Raw genomic sequence first — 12,249 nt, forward strand, 5'->3', positions numbered from 1 at the left:
CCCGCCCGTGCCGGGCGCCGCGCCGGGCCTTCCCGGACCCGGCCACTGCCCGAAGGGGCAGTCCACCGTGCCCTTCCCCGGCGAAGCCGGGACTGGACGAGGGCCGCACCGCCCGAGAGCCTGGACAAGCCTGGTATCGGAGCACGCGCCGGCCCGGGGCCCGGTCCGGGACCCCGACAGGAGGCCCGAGGAGAGCGGAAGATGCACGGACACGAACACGGCAGCGAACACGAACACGAGCACCGGCACGAGCACGACGAGGTGCACCAGCCGCTCAGGGAGACCGACGCACGGCCCACCGCGGAGCTTCCGCACCTGCTCAGGGCGGCGGCCGGCGGGCGTACCGACGTGGTCGGCAGGTCCGGACTGGGCACCTTGCAGCGGACCGTCGGCAACAGCGCCGTCGGCGCGCTGCTGCAGCGCGAAGCCGCCGAGGAGGAGCGCCCGGATGCCCCGCCGCGGTCCTCGGTGCACGAGGTGATCTCCTCGGGCGGCGGCCGGACCCTGGACGCCGACACCCGCACCGACATGGAGGCCCGGCTGGGCGCCGACTTCTCCGACGTGCAGGTGCACACCGGCTCGGCGGCGCACGACTCCGCCCGGGAAGTGGGCGCCCGCGCCTACACCGTGGGCAACAACGTCGTCTTCCAGCGCGACGCCTACGACCCGTCCTCGCACGAGGGGCGCACCACCCTGGCGCATGAACTCACCCATGTCATGCAGCAGCGCAGCGGCCCGGTGGAGGGCACCGAGGCACCGGGCGGCATCCGGGTGAGCGACCCGTCGGACCGCTTCGAGCAGGAAGCCAGCGCGAACGCCGAACGTGTGATGTCCCAGCCGGCTCCCGCCTCCGCTGCCGGGCCGGCCGCCGCCCCCGCCCCCGCGGCGGCCCCGGTACAGCGGCAGGAGGAGGGCGAGGACGAGCAGCCCGCGGACGTCCAGGGGGCGTTCGTGCAGCGGACCGCCGAGGGCGAGGAGCAGGAAGAGGAGGCCCCGCCGGCGTGACTGCGGAGGACGCCCGAACGCCGGGGGCCCGGTGGTCACGGACATCCCGTGACCACCGGGCCCCCGGCGTCGCTCCCGGCCGCTGCCGCCGCGGGCGGCGCGGCCACCCCGCTACTCGTCCTCGGGCTGCTCCACGGTGCGCATCGAGCCGCCCACGAAGAGCGATTCGGAGCACTGCGAGGGCGTCGGCGCCTTCACCGGCTTGCCCACCTCGCGGCAGCTCACCGAGATGGTGATCTCGCCGCCGGCGGGCACCTGGATGGGCGTCACGAAGTGGTAGTCGGAGTCCCGGAAGTTCTCCAGCGCCAGGTTGAGCAGCTGACCGTCCTGGCTGGACACGGTCAGGTTGCCCGCGTCGCCCTGGGGGTTCTGCACCACGATGTCGGTCAGCTCGAACACCTTGCCCTTCGCGACCTTCAGCACGGTCTCGGTCGTCGCCCCGCCGCCCACCGAGTCCGACACCTGCTGACGGGCGCTGGTCGGGGCGCCGGCGCCGCCCGGCGCCCCCTGCTGGCCGCCGCTGCTGCCGCCAGGCTTGGGCTTGTTGCCGCCGCTCGCCCCGCCACTGCCCCCGGAGGCGCCGCCGCTGTCGCCACCGCCGCCACTGCCGCCGCCGGTGCCGGAGGCGCCGCCGGACGGCTCTCCGGGCTTCTCCCCGCCGCCCCGCTGTCCCTCGCCGCCCTTGGTCTCGCCCTCGCCCTTGTTCTCCTCGCTGATCGCCGACTCGACGGCCTCCGGGGTGATCGCCTCCCGCGCCGCCGACCGCACGGTGGGCCGCAGCAGCGCGTACCAGAAGCCGGCCAGCAGCGCGAGCAGCAGTACGGCCGCCATCAGCGCCCGGGGCAGCCAGCGGGGCAGGATCGCCGTCTGCTCGTACGAACCGTCGACCACCACCGGCGCGTAGGGGATCTGGTCGGGCACCGGGGTGGCGGCCACCACCACCTGGAAGGTGTGGTTGACCGGCGTGCCGCGCCACATCCGGTGGACCGGGCGGATGTCCACGTCGGCGAACTTCGCCTGGCCCGGCGGGATGACCAGCTCCACGGGGTCGATCACCAGGCGGGTCCGCTCGGACCCCTCCTGCGCGGCGAGCATCACGGTGACCGGGGTGTTCCCCCGGCTGTCCACCGCCACCTTGTGCCTGCCCCGCCACGGACCGTGTGACGAGCGCGGCACCAGCTCGGCGGCGATCTCGGTGAACGGCAGGACGTCGATGGTGCGTTCCGGCACCACCGTTCCGCCGGCGTCACTGGTCGGGATCACCCGCAGCCCGAGCGGCGTCTCGCCCGGGGCGACGTCCGGGTCGCGCGGAGGCCGGAGGGTGAGCGTCGCCGTGCCCGACGCCCCCGGGTAGAGCGACAGACTCGCCGGCTCTACGGTGGTCCACGCGGCACACGGGCCGACCACCTCGAACCGGAACTCCTCCACCGTGCTGCCCGAGTTGAGCACCTGCACGGAGAGCTCCGCCTCGCCACCGGGTTCCACGGTGACGGAAGACTCATCCAGGCTCGCCGAAACACTCATGGCGCGCACCGTACGGTCCGGCCGGCTCACGGGGCAGCGGCCGCACAGGAACACTTTCGGGCAGACTCCCGTTCTCTCTGAGTCATCGTCAGCTGCACGGGTACCTGAATAGGTTGTGGCGCGATGCGTGTCTGCCGGGGGATGGTTCGGCACCGCGGTACGGCGACGCGTCATCGCCCGTCGCTGTAGTAGGGGGAGGGGAGAGCGACATGAACCAGGCGATCGCCGATCGCATCATGGTGGACCTGAGAGCGCAGGACCCCATTTCGCAAGCCGGAGTGGCCAGCCATCTGCGCACCCGGCCCGAGGTACGGCTCGTCGACCGGGAGGGACCCGACGCACCGCAGGTGGTGGTCGTGGTGGTCGACGCGGTGGACGACGGTGTGCTGGGCCTGCTGCGCCAGATCCGGCGCAGCTGCACCGCACGTGGCGTACTGGTCACCACGCACATCGACGAACAGCAGCTGGTCAGCGCGGCGGAGTGCGGTTTCGTGGGGATCGTCCGGCGCGCCGAGGCGACCCCGGAACGGCTGGTGCAGGTCATCGGCGCCGTCGCCAAGGGGGAGGGGCACGTTCCGGCCGACCTGCTGGGCAGCCTGCTGGAGCAGGTCGGCAAGCTGCAGGGGGAGGTGCTCGGACCGCGCGGGCTGAACTTCTCCGGCCTGGCGGCCCGTGAGGTCGAGGTGCTGCGGCTGGTGGCCGAGGGGTACGACACCGCCGACATCGCCCTGAAGCTCGCCTACTCCGAACGGACCATCAAGAACGTGCTGCACGCGGTGATGACCCGGCTCAACCTGCGCAACCGCTCGCACGCGGTGGCCTTCGCGCTGCGCCAGGGGCTCATCTGAGCCACCCGCCACCTCCGCCGCGCGCGGGGAGGTGGCGGCCGGTCGGACCACCGCCCGGACGTCGTCCACGGGACCTCCGTGGGCGGCGCCGAGCGTCTTCCCGGGCCCGGCCGGCAACCGCGGCCCACTCCGGCCGCCCCACTCACCGGTCGCGTCCGGACCACGGCCGCCCGGGCCGGCGGCCCGGCTCCGCGCCGGTCGCGGGCCGTGCCCGGCCCCCGGATGCCCCTTCGGACACCGCGCGGTACCCGAAGGGTTGGCTGCCGTGCTGATGCGGCCGCCCGGTCCGCGGGCGAGGGTGGGGCTCTGCGCACCGATCTCGAATGGAGTGTTCTGTGCGGGGGGTTGAGCGCTTTCGACCAGGCGGTCCGTCACGGGCCGTCAGCCGGGCCGGCGGAGATGCCGTCCGGCGGCCCGGGCCAAGGCACCGGGCCTTCCGGATCGGCGGTCTGACCGCGGTGCTGGTGCTCGTGATCAGCGTCGTGCCCGGGGCCGCGCTGCCGTCCCGGCCACCGGATCCCGAACCGGCGGTGAGCCCGGCCGAGGTGATCCAGGCACTTGACCCCGGAAGCTCCCACACGGTGCAGAAGACGGTACGGACGCCGGTCGTACCGGCCCGGCCGGACGTGGTGCTGCTGGTGGACGGAACCGGCAGCATGGACAGCAGCATCGAGAACGTCCAGAGCCAGCTCACCAAGATCACCGACGCGGTGACCCAGGAGCAGCCCGACGCCCGGTTCGCCGTCGCGACCTACGGCGACCAGGCCAACAACGAGGACGCCTACCAGGTGCTCCAGGGGCTGACCGGCGACATCGACGCGGTGAAGCGCGGCGTCGAGGCGCTCACGGCCGACCTCGGGAACTTCTCGCCGGCCGAGGACTGGATCAACGCACTCTGGCAGGTGGCGGTCAACGGCGAGGGCGGTACGGAGTTCCGCCCGGACGCCAGCCCGGTGGTGGTCCTGGTCGGCGACGCCTCCAGCCACGACCCCAGCATGGGCCACACCCTGACCGAGGCCACCGACGCGCTGCGGAACGTCGGCGCCCGGGTGATCGGCGTCGACATCGAGACCATCGTCGGCGACGGACTCAACGGCAACGGCGACAACGGCAACGGAAATCCCGGGGAGCCGACGCACGAGCCGAACCAGGCCACCCATGTAGTGAACGCCACCGGCGGGAAGCTGTTCTCCGGCATCGACCCCGACAAGGTGGCCGACACCATCGCTGAGGGCCTGCGCAACCTGCCCACCACGGTGAGCTACCGGACACTGGCCTGCCACCCGTCCCTGACCGTCACCCTGGAACCGGCGACCCGGACGGTGACCAGCGGGCAGTCCGCCACCTTCACCGAGACCATCACGGTCGCCGACGACGCCCCGCAGGGTGCCGAACTCCGCTGCGACCTGCAGTTCCTGGTGGACGGGAAGGTACCGGGCGGCCGGCTGCCGGATGTCGTCGACACCGAGGCGTACGAGATCCCCGGCCCCGGCTCCACCGGGGACGGCGAGGAAGCGGACGGCTCGTTCCAGGTCGGCACGCCCCCCGCGGGAGCCACCGGCGGACGCCACAGCGGCTCGGCCGTCGGCGGCGTGGGCGGTACCACCACCTCCGGTGGTACCGGTTCCGGCGGCACCGGGCCCTCCGCCGCCGGAACGACCGGCACCCCCGAAACACCCGGAACACCGGGTACCTCCGGCACCCCTGGCACTTCCGGAACCCCCGGCACCTCCGGCACCCCTGGTACGTCCGGTACTCCCGGTACGTCAGGGACCCCTGGTACCTCCGGTACTCCCGGCACCTCCGGGACCCCTGGTACCTCCGGTACTCCCGGCACCTCCGGGACCCCTGGTACCAGCAGCGGCCCCGGCGACCCCGGCGAACCACCAGGCGAGGGCGATCCGGTCCCCCCGTACCAGCAGCGCGTCATCATCTCCGTGAACGACGTCGAGGCCCCCGTGGTCGTCGTCGACGACCGCACCGTCGAGGCCACCGACGACGACGGAGCGGCGATCGACTTCGTCGCGGACGCCGAGGACGCGGTCGACGGGCGGCTGCCGGTCACCTGCGACCACGCCTCCGGCTCCTTCTTCCCGATCGGCATCACCAGGGTCACCTGCACCGCGACCGACAAGGCGGGCAACACCGGCCGGGACTCCGCCGACTTCAAGGTGCTGCCCAAGCCCAAGCCGCCCAAGCCGAAACCGCCGAAGCCGGAACCGCCCAAGCCGAAACCGCCCAACCAGCCCCACAACGAGGCGGACATCGCCGTGGACGTCACGGTGACCCCGATACGCAACTACACGGGACAGCGGAGCACCGCTCGCTTCACCGTCACCAACGCCGGCCCCAAGGCCGCCACGAACGTGGTCCTCACCATCGGCTGGCCCGAGTCCAAGGACCCCGGCAAACGCAGCCTCACCCCGCTGACCTCGTGCACCAGGGACGACCCCTGCACCCTCCAGCCCGGCGCACGCGTCGACCTGGTACAGGACGCCACCTACCGCCAGGCCGTCGACGGCGAGGTCACAGCGTCCGTCACCGGCTCGCCACGCGACCCGGAACCGGCGGACAACCAGGACTCGGTGCGCATCCGCGTCCTCCAGCCGAAACTCACCCTCACCCCGCAGGTCGGCCCGCCCGGCTCGGTGGCCATGGCCCGCGGCAAGGACTTCCCACCCGGCTCGGTGGTCGCCCTCACCTGGAGCCCGGGCATCACCGCGGCCCGGTCGACGGTGCGGGTGCGCCCCGACGGCACCTTCGACGCGCAGATGCTGATCCTGCGCAAGGACCGGCTCGGGCCACGCACCCTCCGGGCCGAGGTCAGCGGTGTGGACCCGCTGCGGAAACCGTTCCTGGTCGTCCAGCGCAACCTGGAGCCACCGGACTTCGCCGGGCGCAGCTGAACGCGGCGCGCCCCGGCCGGCGGACGGCGGACCCCCATCCCGCCGGCCGGCGACCGGGCCGGCGGCCGGCAGCGAGAACCGGAGAGCGGGAGACAGCACAGTGATCCACGAGGTCGACGAGGCCCTGCGCACCCTGTTCCGGGTCGAGGCGCTGGGGAGCAGCCAGATCGCGGTGGTCTTCGACGCGCCCACCCGGGACTGGGCGGCGACCGTCAACGCCCCCACCGTCAACCTGTACCTGTACGACATCCGGGAGGACATGCGGCGCAGGGAACGCGGCCTGCACAACGAGTACGACGAGCACGGCACCGTGATCGCCCGCCGCCGCCCGCCCCGCTACTTCAAACTGTCGTACCTGATCACCGCCTGGACCAAGCGCCCCGAGGACGAACACCGGCTGCTCTCCTCGCTGCTCTCCTGCCTGCTGCGCTACGAGGCGCTGCCCCCCGAACGCCTCACCGGCACGCTCGCCGAGATCGGTGTCGCCGTGCCGCTGACCGTGGCCCTCCCACCCCCGGAGGACCGCTCGTTCGCCGACGTGTGGAGCGCGCTCGGCGGCGAACTCAAACCGTCACTGGACCTCGTGGTCAGCGTCCCGGTCACCGACTCCCCGTCGTTCCCGGCCGGCCCGCCGGTCGGCGAGGAGGGCCTGCGGCTGGACGTCAACGGCATGCCGGCCGAACCGCCCGGTCAGGACGGAAGACGCTTCCAGACGGTGCCGGACGGTCGCCGCGTCCCGGTGTACGGCAGCCGCCCCGGCGCCCCGGCGGACGCGGCGGCGGCCCGCGCCGACCGCCCGCCCCGCCGCGCCGGCATCGCCTCCCGGATCGCGGAAGAGCCGGCCGACGGCCCCGGGACCCCCGCCGGCGACCCCCGGGAAGGGAACGGATGAGCACCGAGCCGCCGCTGGAGGAAGCGCCGGAGCCCGGCACGGCCGATGCCGGGGCGCCGGCCCGCGGTCCCGGCCGGCCGGCCGACCCGAGCCTGCGTCACCTCCTGGACCGCGCGGTGCTCGTCGAGGAACGCGTCCGGCGGGCCGTGGACGCCCGCCGGCAGACCGACCCGGCCCCCGACGACGCCTTCCGCGGCCTCTACCTCAGCGACGACGCGGTCCTCAGGCTCCTGGACCACGGCCGTACCATCGCCGCCCCGGACGTCGCGGAGGCCACGCTGCTGGCCGAAGCCGAGTCCCGCGCCGACGCGGCTCCGCCGTCCCGGCTGCGCGCCCTCACCCGCGACTTCGCCCTCACCGAACTCGACGTCGAGATCCTCCTCATCGCCCTGCTCCCGGACCTCGACGACCGCTTCGAGTCCTTCTACGGCTACCTCAACGACGACGTGACCCGCCGGCGCCCCTCCACCGGCCTCGCCCTGGGACTCTGCGGCTGCTCCGCCGCCGACGCGGCCGCGCGCACCCGTCTCCACCCCTTGGGTCCGCTCCGGGCGGGCGGCCTGCTGCTGGTCGAGGAGGCCGACCGGCCCTACCTCGCCCGGGCGCTCCGCGTACCCGACCGGGTCACCGCCCACCTGCTCGGCGACGACACCGCCGACCCGCGCATCACCGACCTCCTCACCCCCCGCACCGACGTCCCCGGAGTGGGCGACCCGGTACCGCTCGCCCGGGCACTCACCGGCGGCGTGCACCTCGCCTACCTCCGCGAGGACCAGGGCGGCGCCGGCCGCGCGTTCGCCGCGGCCGCCCTCACCCGGTCCGGCCACGGCGTCCTCGGCATCGACCTGGAACGGCTCGCGCACGACCCGGACCCCACCGAGGCGATCCGCGTGCTGGCCCGCGAAGCCCGGCTCACCCGGTCCGGCCTGGTCTGCGGGCCCGTCGACGCGCTCGTCCGGGAGAAGGCGGACGTGCTGCGCCTGGTCGCCGACCTGCCGCTGCCCGTCATCCTCACCGGCCGGGTCCCCTGGGACGCCAACTGGTCCACGCGGCCGCCGCTGCTGCTGCACGCGCCGCGGGTGGAACCCGCCGACCGGGCCGCCCTGTGGACCCACGCCTACGCCGAGCCGCTCCCGCCCGCCCTCGACATCACCCACGTCCTCTCCCCGTTCCTGCTCGCCCCCGACCAGATCACCCGCGCGGCCCGCAGCGCCGCCCAGTCGGCGCTGCTCGACGGCGAGGGCCTGCGGGCCGACCACGTACGGGCCGGCGCCCGCGCCCAGAACGCGGCCGGGCTGGACCGCCTCGCCCGCCGCATCGAACCCGCCGTCGGCTGGGACGACCTGGTCCTGCCCGCCGACCACCACGCCCAGCTCCGCGAACTCACCGCCCGCGCCCGCCACCGGGACCAGGTCCTGGGGGAGTGGGGCATGCGCCCCGGCGGCGGCCGCGGCCGAGGCGTCACCGCCCTGTTCGCCGGTGACTCCGGCACCGGCAAGACCATGTCCGCCGAAGTCATCGCGGCCGACCTCGGCCTGGACCTCTACACGGTCGACCTCGCGACCGTCATCGACAAGTACGTCGGCGAGACCGAAAAGAACCTCGAACGCATCTTCTCCGAGGCGGCCGGCATCAACGGAGTGCTGCTCTTCGACGAGGCCGACGCCATCTTCGGCAAGCGCTCCGAGGTCAAGGACGCGCACGACCGCTACGCCAACGTCGAGAGCGCGTACCTCCTCCAGCGCATGGAGTCCTTCGACGGCCTGGCCATCCTCGCCACCAACCTCCGCGCCAATCTCGACGACGCCTTCACCCGCCGCCTCGACCTCGTTATCGACTTCCCCGTCCCCGACCCGGAGCAGCGCCTCCTCCTCTGGGAACGCTGCCTGGGCCCCGCCCTGCCGCGCTCCGCCGGCCTCGACCTCGACTTCTGCGCCCAGTCCTTCGAACTGGCCGGCGGCAACATCCGCTCGGTCGCCGTCACCGCCGCCTACCTCGCGGCCGAGTCCGGCGCCCCCGTCTCCATGGCCGACCTCATCCACGCCGTCCAACGCGAATACCAGAAACTGGGCCGCCTGACCCTGGCGTCAGAGTTCGGGCCGTACATGGAGCTGCTGGCGGGATAGCCGAACGGCCTTACACGAGCGTAGAAATTCGCCTCACACGGACGTCGCCGCCTACATCGCGTCCACTGTGGGTCTCCGGTCTCCATGGACCGATCCCAACAGCGCCGTCCAGCGTGGAGGCCCGGTGCGCTGCCGCCTCACCTGGGCGGCCGTTCGGACGGACCTTGGATGAGTTCGTCGGCAAGGCTCGGAAGGCCCGTACCTCTGCCACAGCAGTGTCCGCAGCGCATGACACGCTGCGAGAGCGGCGTGGTGGCGGGTCATTCGGTGTCGGCATGCTCAACCATGTTCAGAGAGTCGATCACCAACCGGGCTTCAGTGCTCAACGCGGAGCCGTACCAATGGATATGCATGGGCTGCTCGACGTCGAATACACGCCGTGCGGCATCAGCGATCGTGTGGCCGGCTGATTCAAGTGCCTGCGGTTCCGCCGGTAGTCGTAGCTGAAACCACCAGTCGTCCCGTTGGGCCGCATGTCTCGCCTCCCCCTTGAGTGGGGGGTGAAAACCGAGGCCGGTCAGAGTTGCGCGATGTGCGTGAGACAGTGATTCAAACTCGTGTGATTCCGGTGGAGATACCGCGAGAATCCAAATGTCGCGCCCGTTCCGGTTCATCTCGAGTGACAGCGATTCGTCAATCATGAGCATGACGGAATCCAGGTCGGCAAGGGCTCCGAGAAGTCTACCCAGGCCGATGCCGAACGCTGACCACATCGCGTCATCGAGGTTCTTGATGTCTCCGTATGGGCGCGGCTGCTGTTTCAGGTTACTGCGATCAATGAATTCTCGATGCCACAGCGTCACGCTTACCTGACTGATGTCGCGCCCGACCTCCAGCTCGTAGGTCGCGCCCGTCCACCCTTGCCATGCCCCATGGCCGTAGTCCGGATTTCCCAGGAAAAGCGGAAGGCTCTCCGTGAGAATCTCAGCATATCTGTCGAGCTCAAGTTGCCCCGGGCGGTCGAGCTCATCGGCGGGCTGGCTGACGCCGAGGATCATATGAGTGATCTCGTCGGTTGAGTCTGATGCCTCGACGTACCCTTTCAGTCCGGGGTTTCTACGTGATGTCAGCCAATGCGAGGACCCGTCGGGCTCTGTCTTGTGTACGGTCCAGTCGATGTCCGAGAGAAGTTCTGCCAGTTCTCCGTGTTCCAAGCTGGATTCACATTCCCTCAGGCGAGCGCAAATATGAGCTACTTCCTGAGGGGGTAGACTCTTGAGCTGACTCAATCCTCAGCCTCCTTCCTGGATTCTTCTGGAGCTCCTGCTCTCGCTGGCCAGCTCCAGAGTGAAGTCGAGGTGGCGCAGCATCAGAATCTCGTCTCCTCTTACCCAGGCCGCGACCTTTCCTGGGCCCTTCTCTGGGGGACCGAAAATGCTCACCAAGGCGTCTTCGTGCCGAAGGTAGAGATCATCAAGAATCGCCAGGGAGGCGGAGTCACTTTCATCCATGAATTCGGTCAGACTGATTGAAATTTGAAGAACGAGTGACTCTTCCGGAATATTCGTGACAAAGCCCTCGACGCCGGGCAGTTCGGGAAACTCAATACTTACGGTAGGGCGGTCCAAGGGTTCGAGTGGTCTGAGATCGGCAGCCGCTAGAAGGTCTTGCAACTGGTCGATTCTCCATGACCATTCATGCGAGTCAAGACGCATGGCCAGGTTGGCAACCTGGTTCGACTTCAGGTGTTGCATGCTTTTCTCCCGCGTCTACGTATCCGGCGTCAGGTCGAACTGGCTCACGAGCACCTTTCTGCCGCCTGGCGCCTGGACGAGGTGATACTCGACAGGGACCTTCCCCTTGTCGATCAGGTCAAGCAGGCCCATCTTTTTGGCGTTCTCGCGGAATCCAGAATCGTTCTTGATCATCCACTGAAGATACTCGGGTGTGCCCTGCTGGTAACTGGTACCGCCAATGCTCTTGGTGCCGAGTTCGCTGCTTCCTCCCTTGGCTTCGCAGACCAGTAGCACTCTTGGCGGACCGGGTTTGTAGTAAACCATGTCCAATGTGCCCGGCGTGCCCTTCGGCCCTGCGCTGAGCAGCGATGCTCCCTTGGACTTCGCAAAGTCGTCTGCTGCCAGCACGCCGAGGTCCTCAGATTTACTGTTCAACTGATTTCCGAGGGTCTTGTACTGCCGGTTTGCGAGCTCAAACTTTTCGGCATCGGCTCGGGCTTGCGGGCCCTTGCGCTTGTGCTTGCTGAGGAATTTGTCGTCGACTTTATCGGGATCATCATAGCCGAACTTCGCTGCCAGAGATCGTCGGGTTATGTTCAGTGTGCTCCGCTTGTCCTTGAGATCTTTTCGTTCCTTCTCTACATCGTCCATCTTCTTGCCGGTGTCTTCGTCGGTGACTTTGTGTTCCTTCTCTGGACCCTTCTTCGCTGCTATGTAGTTCTCTCGGCGAGCCTTGGATCGTTCTATGAGCTTCTGGTACAGGTGCTTCGCTGTCTCGGGCTTGAGGGTGCCACCTTCGGTCCGCTTTATCAAGCTGTCCAGCTCGTCCTTCTCCGCGTCGTTGAAGGTGTCGTCTGCGCTGCGTGTTCTGTACCTGCGCATTTCTCCAAGAATGGCGCTCTCTCTGCGGGCCTCGAGAGTCTTTTTCGCCTTGGGGTTTATTTCTCCATGGACTTCCCAACGCTCGCCGTTTGCCACGGGTTTGAGGGAGGTGAGTCGGTAACGGATGCGTATGGCGGAAAGCAGGGGTGAGAGTACTGCTTTTGCGACGAAGCGATTACTGAAGCGACTGGTGGCTGCTACGGCAGCAGACATGGCCTTGTCAAGCCGTTGCTGCTTCCCTTGGGGACTGTCGTCACCACCGCGTATCTTTCCTTTGATCTTGGCCCAGAGTTTTTTGCCTTGTTTGGCGATGAGGTCGACGAGTTTGTCGATGGCGCGGTTGACGGGGCGGGCGGCGGCTTGGAAGACCTGGCGGACCTTGCCGGCGAG

Annotated in this window: 8 protein-coding genes and 1 pseudogene; 5 read left to right on the plus strand and 4 right to left on the minus strand. The window is 69.9% G+C overall.

Annotated features, from left to right (window positions below; all coding sequences use genetic code 11):
- Positions 1-201 precede the first annotated feature (201 nt).
- The gene (locus tag ACH4B3_RS21765; protein WP_398465003.1) at positions 202-1,005 is read left to right on the plus strand and encodes a DUF4157 domain-containing protein; all 804 of its coding nucleotides are present in this window, start codon (positions 202-204) and stop codon (positions 1,003-1,005) included.
- Between the two features lie 111 nt (positions 1,006-1,116).
- Here ACH4B3_RS21765 and ACH4B3_RS21770 read toward each other — a convergent pair whose 3' ends face one another.
- Entirely contained in the window at positions 1,117-2,529 is a 1,413-nt protein-coding gene (locus ACH4B3_RS21770) for a hypothetical protein (RefSeq protein ID WP_398465005.1), read from the minus strand.
- A gap of 209 nt (positions 2,530-2,738) precedes the next feature.
- On the opposite strand from ACH4B3_RS21770, the gene ACH4B3_RS21775 reads away from it, so the two are divergent.
- The 4 genes from ACH4B3_RS21775 (at position 2,739) to ACH4B3_RS21790 (ending at position 9,301) form a co-directional block, all read left to right on the plus strand.
- The gene (locus ACH4B3_RS21775; RefSeq protein ID WP_398465007.1) at positions 2,739-3,377 is read left to right on the plus strand and encodes a LuxR C-terminal-related transcriptional regulator; all 639 of its coding nucleotides are present in this window, start codon (positions 2,739-2,741) and stop codon (positions 3,375-3,377) included.
- Positions 3,378-3,835: 458 nt separating this feature from the next.
- Complete coding sequence (locus ACH4B3_RS21780) at positions 3,836-6,283, plus strand: VWA domain-containing protein (RefSeq protein ID WP_398465009.1); 2,448 nt, start codon at positions 3,836-3,838, stop codon at positions 6,281-6,283.
- Positions 6,284-6,383: 100 nt separating this feature from the next.
- Positions 6,384-7,175: a DUF4255 domain-containing protein gene (locus ACH4B3_RS21785; RefSeq protein WP_398465011.1), complete on the plus strand. Its 792-nt coding sequence runs from the start codon at positions 6,384-6,386 to the stop codon at positions 7,173-7,175.
- Positions 7,172-9,301, plus strand: coding sequence for an ATP-binding protein (locus tag ACH4B3_RS21790; protein ID WP_398465013.1), 2,130 nt, complete (start codon positions 7,172-7,174; stop codon positions 9,299-9,301). Before ACH4B3_RS21785 ends, ACH4B3_RS21790 begins: the two co-directional genes overlap by 4 nt.
- Before the next feature lie 260 nt (positions 9,302-9,561).
- Here the strand turns inward: ACH4B3_RS21790 and ACH4B3_RS21795 are convergent, their stop codons facing one another.
- The 3 genes and pseudogenes from ACH4B3_RS21795 to ACH4B3_RS21805 form a co-directional block, all read right to left on the minus strand.
- Complete coding sequence (locus tag ACH4B3_RS21795) at positions 9,562-10,530, minus strand: TY-Chap domain-containing protein (protein WP_398465015.1); 969 nt, start codon at positions 10,528-10,530, stop codon at positions 9,562-9,564.
- Positions 10,531-10,533: 3 nt separating this feature from the next.
- Positions 10,534-10,995: a DUF6301 family protein gene (locus ACH4B3_RS21800; RefSeq protein ID WP_398465017.1), complete on the minus strand. Its 462-nt coding sequence runs from the start codon at positions 10,993-10,995 to the stop codon at positions 10,534-10,536.
- A 15-nt stretch (positions 10,996-11,010) separates the two neighbouring features.
- Positions 11,011-12,249 (minus strand): annotated as a pseudogene (locus ACH4B3_RS21805) (HPC2 multi-domain protein); the annotation flags it as partial.

Source organism: Streptomyces sp. NPDC018031 (assembly GCF_044327625.1).
In the GTDB taxonomy this organism is placed as follows: domain Bacteria; phylum Actinomycetota; class Actinomycetes; order Streptomycetales; family Streptomycetaceae; genus Streptomyces.

What these genes read in the sequence shown, in the direction of transcription:
- ACH4B3_RS21765 (WP_398465003.1), top strand. Translation starts at nt 202, where the DNA reads ATGCACGGACACGAACACGGCAGCGAACACGAACACGAGCACCGGCAC.
- ACH4B3_RS21770 (WP_398465005.1), bottom strand. Translation starts at nt 2,529, where the DNA reads ATGAGTGTTTCGGCGAGCCTGGATGAGTCTTCCGTCACCGTGGAACCC.
- ACH4B3_RS21775 (WP_398465007.1), top strand. Translation starts at nt 2,739, where the DNA reads ATGAACCAGGCGATCGCCGATCGCATCATGGTGGACCTGAGAGCGCAG.
- ACH4B3_RS21790 (WP_398465013.1), top strand. Translation starts at nt 7,172, where the DNA reads ATGAGCACCGAGCCGCCGCTGGAGGAAGCGCCGGAGCCCGGCACGGCC.
- ACH4B3_RS21800 (WP_398465017.1), bottom strand. Translation starts at nt 10,995, where the DNA reads ATGCAACACCTGAAGTCGAACCAGGTTGCCAACCTGGCCATGCGTCTT.